This is a genomic window from Cellulomonas fimi, assembly GCF_012952065.1.
GTDB lineage: Bacteria > Actinomycetota > Actinomycetes > Actinomycetales > Cellulomonadaceae > Pengzhenrongella > Pengzhenrongella fimi_A.
On sequence record NZ_JABCJJ010000008.1, the window covers coordinates 39,328 to 61,174 of the forward strand.

A 21,847-nucleotide genomic window follows, 5' to 3' on the forward strand; every position below is an offset into this window, starting at 1 on the left:
GGTCGACGTCAGGACGTGGCTGAGGGCCCGCCGGCGTCGGCCGCCGCGTCGGCAGGCCGGAGCGCCGGGAGCTGCGGGCCCGGCCGCCCGAGCAGGTACCCCTGCACGAGGCCGCACCCCATCTCCCGCAGGATCGCCAGCTGCTCGGCCTCCTCGACGCCCTCGGCGACGACCTCGATGTCGAGCTCGCGGGCGAGCGCCAGCATCCCGCGGACGACGGCGCGGGACGCGTCGTGCCGCGCCATCGCCGAGGTGAACGTGCGGTCGATCTTGATCTGGTCCACCGGGAGGGACTGGAGCCACGTGAGCGTCGAGTAGCCGGTACCGAAGTCGTCGAGCGAGATCCGCACCCCGAGGCGCCGCAGCTCGGCCAGCTGGTCGACGACCCCGGGGATGTCGACCAGCGACCGGCTCTCGACCACCTCGAGGTTGAGCTGCGTAGGCGTCAGGTCGTTCGCGCGCAGCGCGGCCCGGACCGCGGGCACGAGCCGCGGGTCGACGAGCGTGGCCCCCGCCAGGTTCACGGCGATGACCCCCTGCCCCCGCACGGCCCCGGGACGCGACCCGAGGCGGGCGCACGCGCTCGCCAGCGCCCAGAGGTCCAGCTCGGAGACCAGGCCGGCCTCCTCCGCGAGCGGCAGGAACGACCCTGGCCCGAGCATGCCGAGCCGAGGGTGGGCCCAGCGCAGCAGCGCCTCGGCGCCGACCACCGCGGTGCTCCCCGCCGGTCCGGAGATGTCGATCACGGGTTGGAAGAACAGCCGGAGCTGCCCGGCACCGACCGCGTCCGAGAGCTCCGCCTCGAGCGACGGCACGGCGCCGTGCGACTCGAGCCGGTCGGCCACGGCCACCTGGTTGCGCCCGCGCTTCTTGGCGACGTACATCGCGTCGTCGGCGGCTGCGACGAGCCTGTCGCCACGACCGTCCGGGCCGACGTGCAGGGCGACGCCCACGCTCGCGGTGATGCGCACGTCGTGCCCGTCGATCCGGAACTGCTCGGCGAGCGACCCGAGCAGGCGCGAGGCGACCGAGACCGCGTGGTGCTCGCCCTCGACGTCGACGAGCAGCACGGCGAACTCGTCGCCGCTGAGCCGGCCGACCACGTCCCCCGGCCGTAGCTGCGTACGCAGCCGTGCGCCGACCTGGCGCAGCAGCTCGTCCCCGGCGGCGTGCCCGTGCCGGTCGTTGACGTGCTTGAACCGGTCGATGTCGCAGAAGAGCACCGCCGTCGACCTCCCGCCCGCAGCGGCTCGCAGGGCGTCGTCGAGCGTGCTGCCGAAGAGGCTGCGGTTGGGGAGCGCGGTCAGGGCGTCGTGGGTCGACTGGTGGCGCACCGTGGCGAGCAGGCTGGCGTTCTGCAGCGCCGTGGCGACCTGGTCGCCGACGCCGGCGAGCCGGACGAGCGCCTCGGTGTGCGTGCGGGTGCCCGTGATCGATCGTGGCCACGCGGCGGTGAGCACGCCGCGCAGCGCGTCGCCGGCGACCAGCGGGACCACGATGACGCTCGCGGCCCCGGCGTCGCCGAGGAGGCGACCGAGCGCGGGGCTCGCGGTCGGCCGTTCGAGCGTGATCGGCTCGAGCCGGGTGAGCAGCTCCGTCAGCTCCGGCGCCGAGCCCGGCGAGATCTCGGCCCGGAGGAGCGCGTCGGCCTCCGCGGTGCTGTGCCCGACCTCCGCCACGGCGCGCAGCGCGGCGCGGCCCGCGTCCCACAGGAGCACGGTGGACCTGGGTGCCCCCACGATGCCGGGCACGGTCTGCACGACGACCTGGGCGACGGCGGCGGTGTCACGCGCACCGGCGAGCTCGTGGGCCAGCGACAGGAGCGCCTGGGCGCGGCTCGCCTCACGGCGGCTGTCCTCGAGCGCCGTGAGCAGGTCCAGCGCGGCCGCCGCATGACTGGCGTAGACCTCGAGGAGCGGCCGGTCCTGGTCCAGGACGCGCTGACCCGGGGCGTACACCACGGCCAGCCGACCGTGCACGCGGCGGGTCGACGCGACGTCGACCACCACCGTGCTCGGCCCGAGGTCCTCGCCGCGCAGCAGCGCTGCGGCCAGCTCCGCGGCCTGCCCGGGTTCGAGCCCGTTGGACCGCACCACGGGCTCGCCGCCCTCGCGGCCCTCCCGCACCAGCAGGTACGCGGGTGCCAGGATCGCGGCTGCGGCGCGGTCGGTGATGCGGGCGAGCACGGCGTCGACGTCGTCGCTGCTGACCAGGTCGGAGGCGGCGAGCTGGAGGTCGTGGACCTGCGCGCGCAGCGACGCGAGCTCGAGCGCCTCGGACTCCCGGACCACCCGACGTCGGCGGAACCGTCGGTAGGGCTCCCACTGCACCTGGTAGACGCACTCGGGGTGCCCGTCCGACTGGCACTCCGGGTGGCTCACCCGGGCGGCCGGCAGCCCGAACAGGGGCGGCACCGAGGTGAGCAGCCCCTGGGCGTACTGGCAGTCCAGGCGCGAGTGCGTGTACCCCTCGTGGAGGCGGTAGCGCAGGACGGCGGACGAGCTCCCGCACTCGACCACCGTCATCGTCGAGGTGCTCGTGAACTTCGGGATCGCGCGCGCGACCTGCGTGAAGACGTCGCGCGGGCTGCCGAGCGCCCGCAGCAGGACGATGAGCGAGTGGTCGATGCCATGCGCGAGCGCGGTCGCACCGACGCCGAACAGCGTGCCCGGCCGCTCGAGCTCGTGCTGCGCGGCCTCGAACAGCGCGATGCGCGTCGCGTAGCTCACCCAGTGACCGGTGTCCTCGAGCTGCGCGGCCGAGAACGGCACGCCTGCGCGCTCGAGCACGGCGGAGACGGCGGCGTCACCCCCCTGCTCCCGCACGTAGCGGATCAGCAGCGTGGTGGTCGCCCCCGACGTCTCGCGCGGCTCGCTCGTCACCATGGCCTCCGACTGGCCATCGGCGCGCGCGGACGTCCGCTGAACCCTTCCGCCGGGTTCGCCGGGCGAATTCCTGGCCCGGCCGTTCGCCTCCCGGCCGTTCGCCTCCCGGCCGTTCGCCTCCCGGCCGTTCGCCCCCCGGCCGTTCGCCCCTACCCGCCGGGCCGGGCGGCCGCAGCCGCCTTCGCCGCCGCCGGGAGGGCGGACACGACGCGGTCGAGCGCGACGTCGTCGTGCGCGGCCGAGACGAACCAGGCCTCGAAGACCGACGGCGGCAGGCTCACGCCCTGCTCGAGCATCGCGTGGAAGAACGGCGCGTGGCGGAACACGTCCTGCGCCTGGGCGCCGGCGTAGTCACGAACCCCGCCTGCGGCGTCGGGCCCGAACATCACGCTGAACAGGTTGCCGGCGCGCTGGACCACGTGGGCGACGCCCTGCGCCGAGAGCGCGGCCGAGACCTCGTCCCCGAGCCGGGCGGCGACCGTGTCGAGCCGTGCGTAGACGGACGCGTCCGCCGCGCGCAGCGTCGCGAGGCCGGCCGCCGTCGCGACCGGGTTGCCGGACAAGGTTCCGGCCTGGTACACCGGTCCGAGCGGCGCGAGCCGCTCCATCAGCTCGACGCGGCCGGCGAGCGCCGCGACCGGCATGCCGCCGCCGACCACCTTGCCGAAGGTGAACAGGTCGGGCACCCAGCCCTCGACCTGGCCCTCGAGCCCCCACCAGCCCGAGGCCCCGACCCGGAACCCGGTGAGCACCTCGTCCTGGATCAGCAGCGCGCCGTGCGCGCGCGCGATGCGGGCGAGCGCCGCGTTGAAGCCGGGCAGCGGCGGGACGACCCCCATGTTCGCGGGCGCAGCCTCGGTGATGAGCGCGGCGACGTGCTCGCCGCGCTCGGCGAAGACCTGCTCGACCGCCGCGAGGTCGTTGTAGGGCAGCACGATCGTCTCGGCAGCGCTCGACACCGTGACGCCCGCCGACCCGGGGAGCGCGAGCGTCGCGACGCCCGAGCCCGCCTGGGCCAGGAGCGCGTCGACGTGCCCGTGGTAGCAGCCGGCGAACTTGACGACCAGCTCGCGACCGGTCGCGCCCCGCGCCAGACGGACCGCCGTCATGGTGGCCTCGGTCCCCGTCGAGACCAGGCGGACCCGCTCGGCCGCCGGCACCCGCCGCCGGATCTCCTCGGCGAGGTCGGTCTCGGTGGGCGACGGCGCGCCGAAGGACAGCCCGCGGGCGGCGGCCTCCTGCACGGCGGCGACGACGGCGGGGTGCGCGTGCCCGAGGATCGCGGGTCCCCACGAGCAGACGAGGTCGACGTACTCGCGACCCTCGACGTCGGTCACGTACGGGCCGCGTGCCGAGACCAGGAAACGCGGCGTGCCGCCGACCGACCCGTACGCGCGCACCGGGGAGTCGACGCCGCCCGGCAGGACGCCGCGGGCGCGCGCGAACTGGGCGTCGTTGGTCGCGGCCGGGATCGCGGTGGGCGTGGGTGACGTCGCGGTCATCGGGTGCTCCCGTTCGGGGTGGGCTCGGCCAGCCAGCGGGCGAGCTCGGTGGCCCAGTAGGTGAGGACCAGGTCGGCACCGGCCCGGCGGATCGCGAGCACCGACTCCTCGATCGCCCGACGCCGGTCGATCCAGCCGTTGGCCGCGGCGGCCTCGATCATCGCGTACTCGCCCGACACCTGGTACGCCGCGACGGGCACCGCACTGGTCGCGGCGACGTCGGCCAGCACGTCGAGGTACGGCAGCGCGGGCTTGACCATGACGACGTCGGCGCCCTGCTCGACGTCGAGCGCCACCTCGCGCGCCGCCTCGCGCCGGTTCGCCGGGTCCATCTGGTACGTCATGCGGTCGCCGGTCAGGGTCGACTCGACCGCGTCGCGGAACGGCCCGTAGAACACCGAGGCGTACTTCGCGGCGTACGCGAGCAGGGTCACGTCCTGGAACCCGGCCTCGTCGAGCGCGTCGCGGACCGCACCGGTCTGGTCGTCCATCATCCCGCTGAGCCCGAGCAGGTGGGCGCCGGCGCGTGCCTGCGCGAGCGCCATGTCGACGTACCGCTCGAGCGTCGCGTCGTTGTCGACGACCGGCTCGCCGGCCGCGTTGGTGCGCAGGACCCCGCAGTGCCCGTGGTCGGTGAACTCGTCGAGGCAGAGGTCGGCCATCACGACGAGCCGGCCGCCCCCGGCCTCGACGGCGTCGGCGATCGCCAGGTTGAGGATGCCGTCGGGGTCGGTCGCGCCCGAGCCGACGGCGTCGCGCACCGCGGGGACGCCGAAGAGCATGACCCCGGCGAGCCCGGCGTCGGCGGCCTCGGAAACAGCCCTCCGCAGGCTCTCGCGCGAGTGCTGGAGGACGCCGGGCATGGACGCGATCTCGACCGGCTCGGTCAGTCCCTCCTTGACGAACACCGGCAGCACGAGGTCGCCCGGGTGCACGCGCACCTCGCGCGCCATGCGCCGCAGGGCGGGGGTCCCGCGCAGTCGACGTGGGCGGTGCCGTCGGTCGGTCGGGGCCGGCACGCGGTCGGCGGGTCGGGTCACTCAGATCACCTCGGGGCTGGTGTCGGCGTCGGTGTCGGTGTGGGTCTCGCCGGCGGTGGGGCCGGAGGTCGCGGCGACGAGGGCCGCGACGATCGAGTCGGGTCCCGGGTACTGCGCGACCACGCCGTCGGGCAGCCCGAGCTCCGCCGCCACCTCGGCCGTCCGGGGGCCGATGCAGCAGACGACCGTCGACGCCGCGAGCCGGAGCGACGCGGCCGCCTGGTCGCCGGGCGCCAGCTGCTCGACGAGGCGTCGGGCGGCGCTGCCCGACGTGAGCACGACGGCGTCGACGCGCCCCTCGGCGAGGTCGGCGATGAGCGCGGGCGGCAGCGGGGACGCCGGCTGGTTGACGTAGGAGACGACGACGTGCGGCAGCCAGCCGAGCTCGGTGAGGCCGTCGCTCAGCGCGGGTTCGGCGAGGTCGCCCTGCACCACGAGCACGGCGCGGCCCGACCCGGGCTCCGGCGTCGGCCAGTCCGCGAGCATCCCGCGGGCCGACTGCTCGGTCACCGGCACGAGGTCCGGGTCGACGCCCGCGCGGCGCAGCGTCGTGGCCGTCGCGTCCCCGACCGCGGCGACGAGCGTGCTGCCCGGACGGGCGACCCGGCCCGCCTCGACCACCTCGGCGAGCGTGAGCCCGGCGCGCAGGGCGGTTGCCTGGAGGCTGTCGACCGTGAACGCGCTCGTGATGCTCATCCAGTCGTACCCGCCGGCGCCGAGGCGGGCGACGGCGTCGTCGAGCGGGGTGACGTCGTCGGGCGGGACGATCGTGATGAGGGGCGCGGCGATCGGCTCCGCGCCCGCATGGCGGAGCGCGTCCATGAGCGGGCCGGCGCGCTCGGGCGAGCGGGGGACGAGGACGCGCAGGCCAACGAGGGCGTGCTTGCCCGCGTGCTCGTCGCTCGTCCGGGGCCCGTCCGACGTCATCGGGCGGCGCCGAGCTGGGCCAGGTCGGCGGCACCGGCGGCCAGGAGGAGCTCGGCCATCTCGACCCCGAGCCGCTCGGCGGCCCGCACCAGCCCCGACGCGTCCCACCCCTCCGGTGTGTCCCACCCCTCCGACGTGTCAGGCGTACCGCGCGCCCCGGACCGCGCGGGGTCTGACACGTGGTCCGTCACCGTCACCGTCACCCCGACCGTGGGCGTGTCAGGCGTGGCGCGCGCCCGGGACCGCGCGGGGTCTGACACGTCGTCCGTCACCGTGGGCGTGTCAGGCGTGGCGCGTGCCCGGGGCCGCGCGGGGTCTGACACGTCGTCCGTCACCGTGGGCGTGTCAGGCGTGGCGCGTGCCCGGGGCCGCGCGGGGTCTGACACGTCGTCCGTCACCGTCACCGTCGGCGTCACCGTGGGCGTCACCGTGGGCGTGTCAGGCGTGGCGCGCGCCCGGGACCGCGCGGGGTCTGACAGGTCGGTGCGGGGAGTGGTCAGAGCGACGGCGAGCGTGCGGCGGAGCTGTGCGGTGCCGTCCTCGCGGCAGACGACGGCGTCCAGCACCAGCCGTACTGCCGCGCCGGTGTGCTCGAGGTGGGCGAGCGCGCCGATCGGCGCGGCGCACCCGGCCTCGAGGCGTGCGAGCAGCGAGCGCTCCGCGGTCACGGCGAGGCGCGTCGGCAGGTGGTCCACCGCGGTGAGGGCGCGGGCGAGCGGCGTCCCGGCGTCGCCGACGTCGGCGGTCCGCACCTCGACCGCGAGCGCACCCTGGCCGGGGGCGGGCGCCATCGTCGTCGCCTCGATGACCTCCGTGACGGCGTCCAACCGCCCGATCCGCGCGAGCCCGGCGCGCGCGAGCACCACCGCGTCGAGGTCGCCGGGCGCGACGCGTCCGAGCCGGGTGTCCACGTTGCCGCGGATGTCGACCACCGCGAGGTCCGGGCGCGCGGCGCGCAGCTGCGCCGCGCGGCGGGGCGAGCCCGTGCCGACGCGCGCGCCGACGGGGAGCTCGGCGAGCGTCATCCCGTCGCGGGCGCACAGCGCGTCGCGCGGGTCCTCGCGCTCGGGCACCGCGGCGATCACGAGTCCGTCGGAGGGACCGGTGGGCAGGTCCTTGAGGGAGTGGACCGCGACGTCGCACCGCGTGTCGAGCAGCGCCTCGCGCAGCGCGGTCACGAACACGCCGGTGCCGCCGAGCGCGACGAGCGAACCGGTCAGACGGTCGCCGTCGGTGGTGATCCGGACGAGCTCGGTGTCGAGCGGACCCTCGGCGGCGAGGCGGTCGGCGACCATGCCGGTCTGCGTGAGCGCGAGCCTGCTGGCGCGCGTCCCGACACGCACGGTGGTGCGACCGCCCGCAGGCGGGACGACGGGCTCGGGCATGGTGTCCAGTCTGGGCTCCGGGGCGCGGGTTGTCGAAATGGTGCGGGACCCGGACGCGTTGTCGCGCGACGGAATGGGGCCCGTATCCTGCGGCGCGAGGTGATCGATCTCACGCGACCGGCACGTGATTCTCGTGGACATTGTTCTGACAATTTGTCAGAACAATTTTTCGGCAGGCTCGGCAGGCTCGGCAGGCTCGGCAGGCTCGGCAGGCTCGGCAGGCTCGACAGGCTCGACGAGCCGCGCAGCGACCGCCCGCGCGTGGGGCACGACCGACGCGAGGCCGTTCCCCGCGACCCAGGACCCCGTCACCACGAGCCCCTCGAGCGGGCTGCCGACGACCGTCTCGACCACCTGGCGATGGCGCGCGCTCGGCTGGGGGAGCGACTGCGACCACCGCACTCGGCCCGACCCGACCACCTGGCTCGGCGCGAGCGGGACGCCGAGCAGGGCCGACGCGTCCCGGAGCGCGACCACGGTCAGGGCGTCGGGCTCGAGCGCCATGAGGTCCTCGACCCCGACCCCGATCCCGACCCCGCCGCCGACCCCGTCGGCCGCCGACCGTCCGTAGGACAGGCGCACGACGTGCCGCCCCGGGCCCGCTTCCGCAGCGAGCCACGGCCACTTCGCGGTCGCGTGCGTGAGCGCCTTGGCACGGATACCGGCCACGCGAGGCGCCACGAGCACCCCGGTGCCGCGCGGCGCGGCGTCGAGCCCGGGCGCCGCGAGGACGAGCGTGACGAGCACGACGTCCGCGCCGGCGTCGGCCCGGAGCGACGCGAGCCCGCCGACGTGCGGGGCCAGCAGGTCCACGGCCACCGGCCCGGGCGCCGCGAGCACGACGCGCGGCGTGCGCACCACCGGGCGCCGCGTCGTCGACCCCGGCCGGGCGCCGACGCGCACCACCCAGTCCGAGCCCGCCCGCTCGAGCGCCACCACGCGCGCCCCGGTGGCGAAGCGCCCGCCGCGGACGCCGATGTCGGTGATGAGGGCGTCGACCAGCAGGTGCATCCCGCCGGTGAGACCGGCCACCGCCGCGCCCGCCGGCGCCAGCGCGCGCAGGGCCGTCACGGCCGCGCCGAGCGACCCGTGCTCGGCGAGCGCCCGGCGCAGCCCCGGGGCCACGACGTCGACGTCGACCGCGTGCGGGTCGGCCGCGTGGACGCCGCCGACGACGGGCGCGACCAGCCGGTCGAGCACCCTCCCGCCCATCCGCGCCCGCACGAGCGCGCCGAGCGGCACGGCGCCGCCGTCGCCCGCCCGGGCCCCCCACCGTGCGGGCAGCCACCGGTCCGCACCCGCGCGCAGCGCTCCGAGCAGGCCGATCGTCGCCCGGACGTCGGGCGCGAACGGGTTCGCGGGGATCCCGAGGACGCCGGTCCGGGGCAGCGTGCTCGCGCCGCCGGGCAGCTGGACCCATGCGCCGAGCGGCGCGGGCGGCGTGACGGTCGGGCCGAGACCGAGCTCCTCGAGCAGCGTGGCGACCGACCCGCCGCGGGTCGCGAACGACTCCGCCCCCGCGTCGAGGTCGAGCCCCGCGACGGTGTGTCGCGCGACCGCGCCGCCTGGCCACGCCGCGGCCTCGAGCACCAGCGGACGCAGGCCCTGCAGCGCGAGCTCGCGCGCGGCGACCAGCCCCGCGATCCCGCCGCCGACGACGACGGCGTCGACCACGTCCACCGGCTCGACCACGTCCTCCGGCTCGACCACGTCCTCCGGCTCGCCCTCGTGCTCGGCCCCGGTCACCTACGCGCCCAGCCCGTGCACCAGCTCGACGACGCGCGTGAGCACGGCCGGGTCGGTCGTCGGCGGCACGCCGTGCCCGAGGTTCACCACGTGCCCCGGAGCGGCACGCCCGCGCTCGACGACGTCGCGCACGTGCGCCTCGAGCACCGGCCACGGCGCCGCGAGCAGCGCGGGGTCGATGTTGCCCTGCAGCGGGGTGCGGCCCCCGAGCAGGCGGTTCGCCTCGTCGAGCGGCGTCCGGTGGTCGACGCCGACGACGTCGGCCCCCACGTCGCGCATCGCCGTCAGAAGGTGCTCGGTGCCCGTGCCGAAGTGGACCACCGTGACCCCCATCCCGGTGACGTGGGTCAGCGCCCGGGCGCTCGCCGGCGCCGCGTGCCGTACGTAGTCGGCCCGGGAGAGCGACCCCGCCCACGAGTCGAAGAGCTGGACCGCGCTCGCCCCCGCGTCCACCTGGGCGCGCAGGAACGCCCCCGTGACGTCGGCGGTCCACTCGGTGAGCGCCCGCCACGTCTTCGGATCGGCGTGCATGAGGGTGCGGGCGGCCAGGTGGTCGCGCGACGGGCGCCCCTCGACGAGGTACGCCGCGAGCGTGAAGGGCGCCCCGGCGAACCCGAGCAGCGGCGTCGTGCCCAGCTCGGCGACGGTCAGGGCGACACCGTCGGTGATCGGCGCGAGGAGCTCCGGGGTGAGCGGCCCCGCCTCGACCAGCCGGGCGACGTCGTCGGCGGTGCGCACGGGGGCACCCAGCACGGGCCCGACGCCGGGCTCGATGTCCACGTCGACCCCGGCGAGCCGGAGCGGCACGACGATGTCGCTGAAGAAGATCGCCGCGTCGACGCCGTGCCGCCGCACCGGCTGGAGCGTGATCTCGCTCGCGAGCTCGGGACGCAGGCACGCCTCGAGCATGCCGGTGCCCTCGCGCGCGGCGCGGTACTCCGGCAGGGAGCGGCCGGCCTGGCGCATGAACCAGACGGGCAGGCGCTCGGGGCGGTGACCGGAAAAGGCGCGGACGACCGGCGAACCGCTCGTGCGGCCGTCGACGAGGGGGTGGCTCTGGGGAAGGATCACGGCGCAATTGTGCCCATCAATGTTGAGGCTGGTTGAATCGACGTGCTGTGGTGCTGATGTCATTGATCGCCAGTCACCGCGACCTCGACCTCGACCTGCTCGAACGGCTCAGCGCCGGCGCGCACTCGGTGGGACGCGCAGTCGCGGCGGACGATGCTGCCCTCAAGGGTGCCGTCGTGCTCGCCACCTGCAACCGCTTCGAGGTGTACCTCGAGGTCCCTCCCGGCGAGGAGGACGAGGCGGCGTCGACCACGACCCACGTCATCGCCCAGGCCTCGGGCCTCGCGCCCGACGACGTCGCGGCGAACCTCCAGGTGCTCCGCGACCACCAGGTGACCTCGCACCTCTTCGCGGTGGCCTCGGGTCTGGAGTCGATGGTGGTCGGCGAGCGCGAGATCTCGGGCCAGGTCCGACGGGCGCTGTCGTCCGCGCGGGCCGACGGGACGACGTCGTCGGGTCTCGAGCGGCTGTTCCAGAGCGCCTCGCGGGCGTCGCGCGACGTCGGCACCCGGACCGGTCTCGGGGCATCGGGACGCTCGGTGGTCGGGGTCGCGCTCGACCTCGCCGAGCCGCACCTGCCCGCGTGGTCCGAGACGCGCGTCGTGCTGGTCGGGACCGGGTCGTACGCCGGTGCGAGCCTCGCGGCGCTGCACCGGCTCGGGTGCCGCCACGTGCAGGTGTACTCCCCGTCGGGGCGCGCCAAGACGTTCGCGCACGCCCGCGGCGCCCGCGCGGTCCCCGAGGGCGGGCTGACGGAGGCGCTCACGACGGCTGACCTCGTCGTCGCGTGCAGCGGCGCGGTCGGTGGGGTGCTCGACGTCGAGACCGTGGCCGCGACCCGGGGCACCCACGGGCGCCCGAGCGTGCTCGTCGACCTCGCGCTCGGCCACGACGTCGATCCCGCGGTCGCCGCGCTGCCCGGGGTCGTGCTCATCGACCTCGAGACCGTGCGCCAGGAGGCGCCGCCCGAGCACTCCGCGCCGGTCGAGCGTGCCCGCCGGCTCGTCGCCGCCGCGACCGAGGACTTCGAGGCCTCGCGCCGGGCGCGGGAGCGGGACGCGGCGATCGTCGCCGAGCGCACGCGCGTGCTGGGTCCGGTCGAGGAGGAGGTCGCGCGGCTGCGGGAGCTCGAGCGGGCGGCGGCCGACGACGCCGACGAGCCGTCGGCACGCGGGCCGCGGCTCGGCGCGGACGTGCGGGCGCTGCGCCGCCGGCTCCGTGCGCTGCTGCACGACCCGACCGTACGCGCGCGGGCCGCCGCACGCGCCGGGGACGACCAGGGGTTCGAGGAGGCGCTCGCAGAGCTGGCGGCCGTACCGGCAGCCACGCTCGCGGTGCGCGGCGTCGATGGGTGCTGACCTCGTGCGTTGAGCCTCTCACGTGCTGGCCACCCCACCGGCAGGAGCTGCCGAGGCTCGCGGCGCCACGTTCGCGACGTCGCCGTCGTCGCCATGTTCTTCCCCGCACAGCGTGCGCAGCCGCTGGTCCGCCCGGCGCCACCGTGGCCGGACTCCGCGGTCTGCGACCACCGGGTCGGTGCGCCTGGGCCGGGGACCTGAGGGGCACGGCGGACCCCGGGCCGTTACTGTCGATCGAGGTTTCGTCGACGCGTCCGGAAGGGGGCAGCCATGGTGGCCGTCGCATCGTTGTTCGTGTCGGCCCTCGTCCTCGTTCTCGGCGTGTACGGCGCCGCACGGGCTCTGTCGTTCGCCAGAGGAGCCGCGGCTTCCCTGCCGTTCGAGTCGGGCACGTTGCCGCAGCAGCATGCGGTCTCCCGGTACCACGTTCGCTGGTACGCGGTGACCGTGCTGTTCCTGGCCTTCGACATGGAGATGATCTTCATGTACCCGTGGGCGGTCGTCGTCGCCGACATCGGCATGTCCGCCGTGCTGGAGATGTTCGCGTTCCTCAGCCTCCTCGTCGTGGGCGTCGTCTATGTGTGGCGTGAAGGGGCGCTGCGGTGGACCTGAGCAACCGGTTGCGGCAGTGGGCGATGGCCCGTCCTCGGGTCCTGATCGTGACGACGGCCGGGAACGACCTGCTCAGGTGGCACGTCGAGGCCGAGGTCGCCCGACGTGGGTGGCAGTTCGCCCTGTCTCCCGCGGACACCGACATCCTGCTGACGATCGGCGCCATCGGCCCCGAGCTGTCGGCCGCCGCCGACGTCCTGTGGTCACAGATACCTCAGCCCCGACAGCGACTCGCCGTCACCGGGGAACCTGTCGGCGAGCGCCTCGAGGCGGCGCTCCTTGCCCTTGGCACCTCGTCCGCTTACCAGGACGGGGACGATCCGGCGACCGTGCTCTCCCGGGGCAAGCGGGCGGAGGACCTCATGACCCCGGGAGCTCATGGTCAGCATGACGGTCACGACATGGCCGGGCACGCCGACCACGGGGCCACGGGCGCCGCAGCGGACAAGCACGCCGGGCACGACATGGGTGGGCACGCCGGGCACGACATGGGTGGGCACGGCGCCGCAGCGGACGAGCACGCCGGGCACGACATGGGTGGGCACGCCGGGCACGACATGGGTGGGCACGACATGGCCGGGCACGCCGACCACGGGGCCACGGGCGCCGCAGCGGACGAGCACGCCGGGCACGACATGGGTGGGCACGCCGGGCACGACATGGGTGGGCACGGCGCCGCAGCGGACGAGCACGCCGGGCACGACATGGGTGGGCACGCCGGGCACGACATGGGTGGGCACGGCGGCCACGACATGCACGGTGGCGAGGTCGCGGGCTTGCCGATGGCCGGCACGGCGCCCGATCGTGACGGGTTGGAGCTCGACGAGCTCAAGGTGACCTTGGGGCCGGTGCTGCCGGGTTGGCCGGGTGGCCTGGTGCTCCGTGGCTCCATGCAGGGGGACGTGCTGACCCGGGTCGAGTTCTCGTGGGTCGACGACGTCGACCTGGTCCCGGCTGATCCGGCCGGAGGTGTCGACCGGCGCGCCGGCGCGCTCGACGTGCTGACGAGCTTCCTGCTGGTGGCTGGATGGCCGTGGGCCGCTCAGCAGGCACGCCGCGCTCGTGACGATCTTGTCGGCATCGGGCCGGCCCGTGTCGACCGCGGTGCGCGCGCCGCAGTCGTGGTTGCGGCCCGGGTCAGTCGGTCACGTCCGCTCGCCTGGTCGGTGCGCGGGCTCGGTGTGCGCGGCGCCGAGGTTCTGCGCACGCCCGGTGGCGGGGCGGTCGGTGATGTCTGGGACCGCGTGCGGCGGTGGTGCGAGATCGCGTCCGGGGCCGGGACGTCGGAGACCGACGAGGAGCTCGTCGTCGGGCTGAGGGACCTCGCAGAGCTGGTCGAGGGGGCGGAGCTCGCTGCCGCCCGGTTGATCGTGGCGAGCTTCGACGTCCGTCCGGTCCCGGAGGCGAAGGTACCGGCGTCCGCCGCTCGCGGGGTTGCCGATGCCTGAGCTGACGAGTCTGGCCGATGCCTGGGGACTGGCCCCTGCCGTGCTCGCGGTCGTGGGATTCGGTGTCGGGCTCGGCACGGTGTTCGCGGCCGTCGACCACGTCGTGGTGACGGGTAGGCCCGCGCGTGGTGCGGTCGAGCCGGTGAGAGGGGCGTTGCGGTGGCTCGTCCAGCAGCGGCGAACCACGGCGGCCCCGGACCGGCTGCTGTGGCGGATCGGGGTCGTGGCGGTGCCGGTCCTGGCGGTGCTGTCGCTCGCGGTGGTCCCGATCGGCGGCCGCACGCTGCTGTCGACGAGCGCCGACCTGGTCTGGTTCAACGCGATGGAGACGCTGCTGTGGGCGGCGGTATGGCTCATCGGGTGGGGCCCCAACGCCGTGCCGGCGCTCGTGGGGGGTTACCGGTTCCTGGCGCAGGGCCTGGCGTACGAGCTCCCCCTCATGCTGGCGCTGATCACCGCGGGGCTCGCGGCAAGCTCGCTGCGCACGACGGACATCCTCGCCGCGCAGGCGGACCTGTGGTTCGTCGTGACGATGCCGGTCGCCTTCGCGGTGTTCCTGGTCTGCGCCACCGCGTTCGCGTTCTGGGGTCCCTTCGCGGCGCCCGCCGGAGCCGACATCGCCGGGGGCGTGCTCTCGGAGCTGTCGGGCGTCCACCGGTTGCTGGTGGAAGCCGGCCGCGCCGTCTTCCTGGGAGCGACGGCGGCGATGGCGGTCACGTTGTTCCTCGGTGGTGAGGCGGGGCCGTGGCTGCCGGGGCCGGTGTGGTACCTGCTCAAGATCGCCGTCGTCGTCGTGGCGCTGGTGGGCGTGGGACGCCGGGTCCCGGTGCTGCGCCCCGACCGGTTCGTCGAGGTCGCCTGGATGGTGCTGGTGCCGGCGATGCTGGTGCAGGCGCTCGTGGTCGGGCTGCTCGTGCTCGCCGGTGCCTACCGGTGAGCGCGGGGGCGAGCAGAAGGGTGGGGTGGGGCTGGTGCTGACGGACGGTGCCGTGGTCGCGGTCGTGGTCCTGGGTGTCGTGGCGGTGATCGCGGGCATCGCCGTGTTCGTGGTCGACTCGATGGCCCGGGCGACGTTCGCGCTGCTGGCGTCGTTCCTGGCCGTCGCGGGCGTGTTCCTGGTGCTGGACCTGACCTACCTGGCGGTGGTCACCGCGCTGATGATGACGATCGAGATGGCGATCATGGTCGTCTTCATGATCATGTTCATGATGAATCCCGCAGGGCTGATGCCCATGACGATGGTGCACAACGCCCGGGGTTCGGCTGCCGTGGGCGCGGCCGTCTTCGCGGTGATCACGGTGGCCGTGTGGACGGTGGACTGGCCGCCCAGGGCCGGGACACCGCCCGAGGACAGCACCCGCCAGCTGGGCGAGGCGATCATGGGCAGCGACATGCTGGTGATGATCGTGATCGGCGTCGGGCTGTTCGCGACCATGGTCGCCGGGACGGTCCTCGCGACCCACCGCGGCCGTTACGACCGCTTCGGCGCCGACCTCGACGCCTCCCGACCGGACGACCCGGTCCGAGGAGGGATGCCCCGATGACCGACACCGTGGTCCTGCAGCTCCTGCTCACCGTGGCCGCCGCCCTGATCGGGGTCGGCGTCTTCGGCGCGCTCTCCCAGCAGTCCATCGTGATGGTGATGATGGGCATCGAGCTGATCGTCAACGGCGTGCTCGTAGCGGCGGCGTCGGCCTGGTTCTTCCTGGCCCCGGAGCGGCCTGACGGGCAGGTCCTGGTGGTCGTCGCGCTGGTCGTCATGGCGGTGGAGATGGTGATGGGCTTCGCCGCGACCATCGCGATCTACCGCGCGCGGAAGGTCGACATGGTCGACATGGCGACGGAGCTGCGCGGATGACGGCCGAGGTGGCGTCCGCCGTCCTGGCCGCCCTGGTCCTCGTGCCGGCAGGCGCGGGGGCCGTGCTCCTGATCCTCGGGCGCCGGGCGGACCGGGGGGCGGGCCCGGTCGCCGTGACGGCGGCACTGACGGCCGCCGTGCTGGCCGGGACGGCGGCTGCGGCCCGTCCCGAGGCGTCGGCGCCCTTCCTCGGCATGCCAGGGGGTGAGCTGGCCCTCGCGGTCGACGGGCTGTCCGCCGTGCTCGTGGTGACCGTCTCCCTCGTGGCGGCCGCGGTCACCGTGTTCGCCGTCGCGGACCTGCCGGGCGACGCCGCCCGCGCCCGGTTCTTCGGGTACCTGCTGCTGTTCACCGCCGCGATGCTCGCCACCGTGACGGCGACCACGGTGCCGACCCTGCTGGTGGCCTGGGAGATCATGGGCGCCACCTCGTACGCGCTGATCGGCTACCGCTGGGAGGTGCCCGGCAAGATGTCCGCCGGCACCACGGCGTTCCTCACCACCCGTGCCGGGGACCTGGGGTTGTACATCGCTGCCGGAGCAGCCCTGGCCGGCACCGGCACGCTGGCCTTGGACGACCTGGCCTCCGCCGAGGGCGCCTGGCGGCACGTGGCGGCCGCGGGGATCCTCGTGGCGGCCCTCGGCAAGTCCGCACAGCTCCCGTTCTCGGCGTGGCTCTCGGCGGCGATGGAGGGCCCCAGCCCGGTCAGCGCGCTCCTGCACTCCGCCACGATGGTCGCGGCCGGCGGGTACCTGCTGCTGCGGACGGAGCCGTTGCTCGAGGCTTCCGGGTGGGCCGGGTCCGCCGCTGCGTGGGTGGGGGCCTTGACGGCGTTGGTCCTCGGCGCGGTGGCGGCCGCGCAGCGGGACCTGAAGCAGCTCCTGGCGGCCAGCACCGGTGCGCAGATCGGGTTCGTGGTGCTGGCCGCGGGGGTGGGCGTCACCGCCGCCGGCACGTCCCAGCTCGTGGCCCACGCCGCGGTCAAGGCGGGCCTGTTCGTCGTGGCCGGGGCGTGGCTGACCGCGCTGGGGACCAAGCAGCTCGCAGGTCTGCGCGGTGCTGCTCGCCGCTACCCGCTGGTCGGCGCGGCGGCGGCGCTCGCCGCGCTGGCCCTGGCGGGGGTTCCGCCGTTGTCGCTGTGGGCGTCCAAGGACGAGGTCCTCGCCGGCGTGGACGGCGGCGTCCTGCGGGTGGTCGCACTGGCCGCGGGGGCGCTCTCCGCCGTCTACGCCGGGAAGATCCTGGCCGTCGTGCTGGCCCCGGTCGACGCCGACACGCACCTCGACAGCGAGGAGCGGGGCACGCGGCGCGTCCCACGCCCCGTGACCGGGGTGGTGGTGGCGTTCGCCGCGGCCGCCGCGCTGCTCGGCGCGGTGGCCCTGCCGGGTGTGGCGGACCGTCTGAAGTCCGTGCTCGGGGCGGAGGGTGAGCCTTCGCCCGGTCCGGGTGAGCTGATGCTGTCCGGAGTGATCGCGGTGGCGGTGGTCGTGCTCGTCGTCCGCCGACCGACGCTGGTGGCCGCACTCGAGCGCACCGAGCTGCTGCGCTGGGCAGGGCTGCGCCAGGTGCTGACGCCGCGTCCGTGGCTGGCACTCGCCCGCGCCGCCGCCCGGGTCGACGACCGGGTGATCGACCGGGCGGTCCTGTCCGTTGCCGCCGCCGCCCGACGCGGCGCGGGCCGCGTCGGCCGCGCCGACGACCACGTCGTCGACCGGTCGGTCGTGTCCCTCGCCCGTGCGGTCGGACGCGGCGCGGGCCGCGTCGGCCGCGCGGACGTCGACGTCGTCGACGGCGCGGTCCGTGCCTTCGCCTCGGCGGTGCTCCGGGCCGGCGCGGCCATGCGGCGCCCCCAGACGGGGCTGTTGCACCAGTACTACGTCCAGGCCGTCGTGGGTCTCGGCGCGCTCTTCGTCCTGCTGATCGTGGTGAGGTAATCGTGCTGCTGACCGTCGTCATCCTGCTCCCCGTGCTGGTGGCGGGGGTGCTCCTCGCCGTGCCGCGCCTGCCCGGCCGTGTCGCCTCCTGGACCTGGGTGGGGACGTCAGCCGTCGACCTGGCACTGATCGGGTGGATGTGGTGGGGCTACAGCCGTGGCTCCGGGACCGGCGCCGCGTCCGGGAACGGGTTGGTGCTCGCGTACGACGCGAAGGTGCGCTGGATCCCCACGGTGGACGCGTCCTACTACGTCGGGGTCGACGGGCTGTCGCTGCCGCTGATCGCACTGACCGGGGTGCTCTTCCTCGCCGCCGCGATCTACTCGCTGCGTGAACCCCACCGTCCGCGCAGGTATGCGGCCCTGTTCCTGTTCCTGCAGACCGCCAGCCTGGGGACCTTCGCCGCGTTGGACCTCATCCTGTTCTTCGTCTTCTTCGACCTGAGCATCGTCGGGATGTTCTTCATCATCGCGGGCTGGGGGCACGGGAACCGTCGGCGCAGCGCGCTGAAGTTCTTCCTCTACACGTTCCTCGGCTCCTTGGCGCTCCTGGTCGGCATCATCGGTCTGTTCGTCGGCGGCGAGCAGCGCACGTTCGACATGGTGGCGCTGGCCGCCGACCCGCCGCTGACCGACTCGCCCGTGATGGGCGCGCTGGTGCTGCTCGCCATCGGGCTCGGGTTCGCGGTCAAGACACCGCTGTTCCCGTTCCACACCTGGTTGCCCGACGCGCACACCGACGCCCCGGCCGCCGGGTCGGCCATCCTGGCGGGTGTCCTGCTCAAGCTCGGCACGTACGGGTTCGCCCGCATCGCGATGCCGATCCTGCCCGATGCGTGGCAGCGCTGGGCGATGGTGGTGGTGGTGGTCGGTGTGATCAGCGTGGTGTGGGGGGCCCTGGTGGCGCTGGCGCAGACCGACGTCAAGCGGATGGTCGCCTACACCTCGGTCAACCACATGGGCCTGGTGATGCTCGGGCTCGGCGTGGCCGGGATGACGGCGCAGGCCGACGAGCAGGCCCGCACCATCGCGACCGTCGGCGCGGTCGTGCAGATGGTCAGCCACGGCCTGCTCACCGGCGCCCTGTTCCTCCTGACCGGAGTGCTGTGGGCCCGGGGCGGTACCTACGACTTCCACCGGTGGGGCGGGCTGGCCCGGCCCGCTCCCGTCTTCGCGGCCGCGTTCGGGGTGGCGGCGTTCGGCTCGCTCGGGCTGCCCAGCCTGTCGGCGTTCATCGCCGAGTTCCAGATCTTCACGGGTGCCCTCCAGGCGGCCCCGGTCGCCACGGTCATCGCCGTCGCCGGCATCGTCATCACCGCCGCGCTCTTCCTCGTCGCGATGCAGCGCCTGCTGGGGGGCGACACCGTCGTGCCCGACGCGGACCCGCGCCTGCCAGGCGCCGACGTCGGCGCTCCGACGCCGGCGGCCGCCCATGACCGCGGCCCCGCCCATGACCACGGCCCCGCCCACGCGCACGGCCCCGCCGCCGCGCACGGGCATGACCACGGGCATGCGGTCGACGTCGACGAGGACCGCGTCCGCAGCGCGGCCGTCGTCACGCAGTCCGGTGACGCCGCCGCGCCCGCACCGGCACCGGGTCCGGACCGGGCGCCGTCGTCCGTCGGCGACCTGGACCGTCGAGAGGTCCTGGCCATCGTGCCGCTGCTGGTGCTGTCGGTGCTCATCGGCCTGTTCCCACGCCCCCTGCTCGACGTCGTCGAACAGGGGGCAGTGACCGTCGTGGAGCTGGTGTCCCGGTGAGCGGTATGGAGGGGATGACGGGGGATCCCCTGGACCTGCTTCCAGAGCTGCTCCTCCTGCTCGGGGCGGTAGGCGGGCTGCTGCTGGGCCTGTGGACGCCTCAGCGCCGGCAGGCGCGGGTCCGGGGGCTGGTCGTGCTGGCTGCCCTGGCGAGTGCCGCCGTGGCGGCAGTCGACCTCGTCGGTCCGGACACGAGCGTCTACGGCGGCACCTGGGTCCTGGACACCACCACCGGCGTCGTCCGGATCACCGTTGCACTCGCCACGGCGGCGGCCGTGCTGCTCAGCGCCACGTCGCTGTCCGGCCACCCCCGCGAGACCGAGGCGTACGTGCTGATGGCGCTCGGGGCGCTCGGTTCCGTCGCGCTGGCGGCCAGCGGGGACCTGCTCATGCTGGTAGCCGCGTACCTGCTCGCCAGCGTGCCGCTGTACGCCCTGGCCGGGTTCGCCAAGGACGTCCGGGGCGTCGAGGCGACCTTGAAGTACTACCTGATGGGCGCCCTCGTCGGGGCGCTGATGCTCGTCGGCATCGCCGCTCTCGTGCTCGCCGCCGGCGCGAGCGGCTACCCGGAGCTGACCGCGGCGCTGCCCCGGGCACCGATGCCGCTCGTCGCCGTGGGCGTGATCGGGGTCCTGGCCGGGGTGGGGTTCAAGGCGGGGGCGGTCCCGGTGCACTTCTGGGTCCCCGACGCCATCGCCGGGACCACGCCATCCGTGGCGGCCTTCATCAGCACCGTCCCCAAGCTGGGCGCCGTCGCGGCCGCGTCCCGGCTGCTGGCAGAGCCCTTCTCAGGCATCCCCCTGGACGTCCCCCTCGTCGTGGCGATCATCGCGGCGGCGAGCATGACGCTCGGGAATCTCGCCGCCTTCCGGCAGACCGAGGTCCTCCGGCTGCTGGCCTACTCCACCATCAGCCAGGTCGGCTACCTCTACATGATCGTGGCCGTGGCCGCGCGCAGCGACCTCGCCGGCCCGGCCCTGGCGATCTACCTCGCGGGGTACGCGGTCACGAACCTGGGTGCCTTCTCCGCCGCCGCAGCCCTTCCCCACGCCACCACGCTCACCGACTGGGCCGCCGCCGCCCGAGGACGTCCCTGGCTCGTGCTGAGCCTGGTCGTCGTGCTGCTCGGGCTCGTCGGCACGCCTCCCACCGCCGTCTTCCTCGGCAAGGTCGCGGTCTTCAGCGCCACCGCCGACGGCGGCCTGGGCTGGCTCGTGGTGCTCGCCGCCATCAACACCGTCGCGAGCCTCTTCTACTACCTGCGGTGGATCGCTCCCGCCGCCCGCGGTGAACCCACCACGGCGGCCGGTCAGCCGGCGACGGCCACCCGGCCCGCCGCCGTCGCCCACGCCCCGGCCGTCACGCTGCACGCCGCGGCGGCCGGTTCGCTGCTGCTGGGAGTGGGCGCCGGCGTCTGGCTCGCCGTGGTGACCTCCTGACCGACGGACGTGGCATCGAACGAGCGCCGCTCAGCACTCGTCCGCCCCGCAGCCGACCGGCGCGGACGGAGAGCGGCGGGTACTACGAGCGGACGAGCCGGGAGATGGCGTCGGAGGCTTCCTTGATCTTGGCGTCCGCGGTGCCGCCCCCGGCCTTGGCCGCGTCGACGACGCAGTGCTTGAGGTGGTCGTCGAGCAGGCCGAGAGCGACGCCCTGCAGCGCGCTCGTCATGGCGCTGATCTGGGTGAGGATGTCGATGCAGTACTGCTCCTCGTCGACCATCCGGTGGATGCCTCGGGCCTGGCCCTCGATCCGCTTGAGCCGGGCGAGGTAGCGCGCCTTGTCGGAGATGTAGCCGTGCGCGCCGAGGTGGTCCGCAGCGCCTGTCTCGTCGGCGTCGGACTCGAGCGTGCTGGTCATGGTCGTGCTCCCTGCAGGGCTATGAGGATGGCTCATGGATGTGCGGACGTGCTGTACAGGTGCCGCGCGTTGCGCGCCGCCGCGATGGTGGGTGCTGGACGTCATCCTCGCACTCGGCGCCACCGGCTCTGCCGACCTCCTGGGTCCTCAGGCTGTGACGGCGTACTTGGCCGGGTCGGCGTCGAAGCGCGGGCCGCAGCCGGCGCAGCAGAGCCAGTACCGCTGACCCTCGTGGTCGCGGACGAGGCCCGCGGCCTCCGCGTCGGCCTTGTTCACCGTGCTGCCGGGCATCACGGGGCACTGGGCGACGTCGTCCCCGGTGGTGGTTGTGGTGGCGGTTGCGGTGGTCGTTGCGGTGGTCGCGAGGAGGTCCGTGCGACCAGCGGGTGCGGGGGCGTGGCAGCAGCTGGAGGTGGCGGGGTCGTGGGCCATGGGGTCCGTCTCTTTCTCGGTGTTCGGGT

17 protein-coding genes and 1 pseudogene are annotated in these 21,847 nt (G+C 74.9%); 9 read left to right on the forward strand and 9 right to left on the reverse strand.

Annotated features, from left to right (window positions below):
- Window positions 1–8: 8 nt before the first annotated feature.
- The 7 genes and pseudogenes from HIR71_RS07150 to hemE form a co-directional block, all read right to left on the reverse strand.
- The gene (locus HIR71_RS07150) at window positions 9–2,885 is read right to left on the reverse strand and encodes an EAL domain-containing protein (RefSeq protein ID WP_169324382.1); all 2,877 of its coding nucleotides are present in this window, start codon (window positions 2,883–2,885) and stop codon (window positions 9–11) included.
- 149 nt (window positions 2,886–3,034) lie between these two features.
- Entirely contained in the window at window positions 3,035–4,387 is a 1,353-nt protein-coding gene (gene hemL, locus HIR71_RS07155; protein WP_169324383.1) for a glutamate-1-semialdehyde 2,1-aminomutase, read from the reverse strand.
- Window positions 4,384–5,427 carry a porphobilinogen synthase gene (gene hemB / locus HIR71_RS07160; RefSeq protein ID WP_311836155.1) on the reverse strand — a complete coding sequence of 348 codons (1,044 nt, stop codon included), beginning with the start codon at window positions 5,425–5,427 and terminating at the stop codon, window positions 4,384–4,386. Before hemB ends, hemL begins: the two co-directional genes overlap by 4 nt.
- Complete coding sequence (locus HIR71_RS07165) at window positions 5,428–6,354, reverse strand: uroporphyrinogen-III synthase (RefSeq protein WP_169324384.1); 927 nt, start codon at window positions 6,352–6,354, stop codon at window positions 5,428–5,430.
- Window positions 6,355–6,866: 512 nt separating this feature from the next.
- Window positions 6,867–7,739, reverse strand: a pseudogene (gene hemC / locus HIR71_RS16765) (hydroxymethylbilane synthase); the annotation flags it as partial.
- Window positions 7,740–7,895: 156 nt separating this feature from the next.
- Window positions 7,896–9,485, reverse strand: a complete 1,590-nt coding sequence (locus HIR71_RS07175) for a protoporphyrinogen/coproporphyrinogen oxidase (RefSeq protein WP_311836156.1) — start codon at window positions 9,483–9,485, stop codon at window positions 7,896–7,898.
- Window positions 9,486–10,556: a uroporphyrinogen decarboxylase gene (gene hemE / locus HIR71_RS07180; protein WP_311836157.1), complete on the reverse strand. Its 1,071-nt coding sequence runs from the start codon at window positions 10,554–10,556 to the stop codon at window positions 9,486–9,488.
- Between the two features lie 56 nt (window positions 10,557–10,612).
- Between hemE and HIR71_RS07185 the strand changes: the two genes are divergently transcribed.
- From HIR71_RS07185 to HIR71_RS07225, 9 genes are all read left to right on the forward strand, one after another.
- Window positions 10,613–11,914, forward strand: coding sequence for a glutamyl-tRNA reductase (locus HIR71_RS07185; RefSeq protein WP_169324387.1), 1,302 nt, complete (start codon window positions 10,613–10,615; stop codon window positions 11,912–11,914).
- A gap of 270 nt (window positions 11,915–12,184) precedes the next feature.
- Window positions 12,185–12,526, forward strand: a complete 342-nt coding sequence (locus tag HIR71_RS07190; RefSeq protein ID WP_169324388.1) for an NADH-quinone oxidoreductase subunit A — start codon at window positions 12,185–12,187, stop codon at window positions 12,524–12,526.
- Window positions 12,517–13,974, forward strand: a complete 1,458-nt coding sequence (locus HIR71_RS07195) for a hypothetical protein (protein WP_169324389.1) — start codon at window positions 12,517–12,519, stop codon at window positions 13,972–13,974. The genes HIR71_RS07190 and HIR71_RS07195 overlap by 10 nt, the downstream gene beginning before the upstream one ends.
- The gene (locus HIR71_RS07200) at window positions 13,967–14,911 is read left to right on the forward strand and encodes an NADH-quinone oxidoreductase subunit H (RefSeq protein ID WP_169324390.1); all 945 of its coding nucleotides are present in this window, start codon (window positions 13,967–13,969) and stop codon (window positions 14,909–14,911) included. Before HIR71_RS07195 ends, HIR71_RS07200 begins: the two co-directional genes overlap by 8 nt.
- A gap of 34 nt (window positions 14,912–14,945) precedes the next feature.
- Window positions 14,946–15,518 carry an NADH-quinone oxidoreductase subunit J gene (locus tag HIR71_RS07205; protein ID WP_169324391.1) on the forward strand — a complete coding sequence of 191 codons (573 nt, stop codon included), beginning with the start codon at window positions 14,946–14,948 and terminating at the stop codon, window positions 15,516–15,518.
- The gene (locus HIR71_RS07210; protein WP_211373900.1) at window positions 15,515–15,832 is read left to right on the forward strand and encodes an NADH-quinone oxidoreductase subunit NuoK; all 318 of its coding nucleotides are present in this window, start codon (window positions 15,515–15,517) and stop codon (window positions 15,830–15,832) included. Before HIR71_RS07205 ends, HIR71_RS07210 begins: the two co-directional genes overlap by 4 nt.
- Window positions 15,829–17,766, forward strand: coding sequence for a proton-conducting transporter transmembrane domain-containing protein (locus HIR71_RS07215; RefSeq protein WP_169324392.1), 1,938 nt, complete (start codon window positions 15,829–15,831; stop codon window positions 17,764–17,766). The genes HIR71_RS07210 and HIR71_RS07215 overlap by 4 nt, the downstream gene beginning before the upstream one ends.
- A 2-nt stretch (window positions 17,767–17,768) precedes the next feature.
- Window positions 17,769–19,526, forward strand: a complete 1,758-nt coding sequence (locus HIR71_RS07220) for a complex I subunit 4 family protein (RefSeq protein WP_311836158.1) — start codon at window positions 17,769–17,771, stop codon at window positions 19,524–19,526.
- 14 nt (window positions 19,527–19,540) lie between these two features.
- Window positions 19,541–20,965 carry an NADH-quinone oxidoreductase subunit N gene (locus HIR71_RS07225; protein WP_249051652.1) on the forward strand — a complete coding sequence of 475 codons (1,425 nt, stop codon included), beginning with the start codon at window positions 19,541–19,543 and terminating at the stop codon, window positions 20,963–20,965.
- 82 nt (window positions 20,966–21,047) lie between these two features.
- Here HIR71_RS07225 and HIR71_RS07230 read toward each other — a convergent pair whose 3' ends face one another.
- Together HIR71_RS07230 and HIR71_RS07235 are read right to left on the reverse strand one after the other, a co-directional pair.
- Entirely contained in the window at window positions 21,048–21,386 is a 339-nt protein-coding gene (locus HIR71_RS07230) for a metal-sensitive transcriptional regulator (RefSeq protein ID WP_169324393.1), read from the reverse strand.
- 147 nt (window positions 21,387–21,533) lie between these two features.
- Window positions 21,534–21,818: a hypothetical protein gene (locus tag HIR71_RS07235; RefSeq protein ID WP_169324394.1), complete on the reverse strand. Its 285-nt coding sequence runs from the start codon at window positions 21,816–21,818 to the stop codon at window positions 21,534–21,536.
- Between the last annotated feature and the right edge of the window lie 29 nt (window positions 21,819–21,847).

What these genes read in the sequence shown, in the direction of transcription:
- HIR71_RS07150 (WP_169324382.1), bottom strand. Translation starts at nt 2,885, where the DNA reads ATGGTGACGAGCGAGCCGCGCGAGACGTCGGGGGCGACCACCACGCTG.
- hemL (WP_169324383.1), bottom strand. Translation starts at nt 4,387, where the DNA reads ATGACCGCGACGTCACCCACGCCCACCGCGATCCCGGCCGCGACCAAC.
- HIR71_RS07165 (WP_169324384.1), bottom strand. Translation starts at nt 6,354, where the DNA reads ATGACGTCGGACGGGCCCCGGACGAGCGACGAGCACGCGGGCAAGCAC.
- HIR71_RS07185 (WP_169324387.1), top strand. Translation starts at nt 10,613, where the DNA reads ATGTCATTGATCGCCAGTCACCGCGACCTCGACCTCGACCTGCTCGAA.
- HIR71_RS07190 (WP_169324388.1), top strand. Translation starts at nt 12,185, where the DNA reads ATGGTGGCCGTCGCATCGTTGTTCGTGTCGGCCCTCGTCCTCGTTCTC.
- HIR71_RS07200 (WP_169324390.1), top strand. Translation starts at nt 13,967, where the DNA reads ATGCCTGAGCTGACGAGTCTGGCCGATGCCTGGGGACTGGCCCCTGCC.
- HIR71_RS07210 (WP_211373900.1), top strand. Translation starts at nt 15,515, where the DNA reads ATGACCGACACCGTGGTCCTGCAGCTCCTGCTCACCGTGGCCGCCGCC.
- HIR71_RS07215 (WP_169324392.1), top strand. Translation starts at nt 15,829, where the DNA reads ATGACGGCCGAGGTGGCGTCCGCCGTCCTGGCCGCCCTGGTCCTCGTG.
- HIR71_RS07225 (WP_249051652.1), top strand. Translation starts at nt 19,541, where the DNA reads ATGACGGGGGATCCCCTGGACCTGCTTCCAGAGCTGCTCCTCCTGCTC.
- HIR71_RS07230 (WP_169324393.1), bottom strand. Translation starts at nt 21,386, where the DNA reads ATGACCAGCACGCTCGAGTCCGACGCCGACGAGACAGGCGCTGCGGAC.
- HIR71_RS07235 (WP_169324394.1), bottom strand. Translation starts at nt 21,818, where the DNA reads ATGGCCCACGACCCCGCCACCTCCAGCTGCTGCCACGCCCCCGCACCC.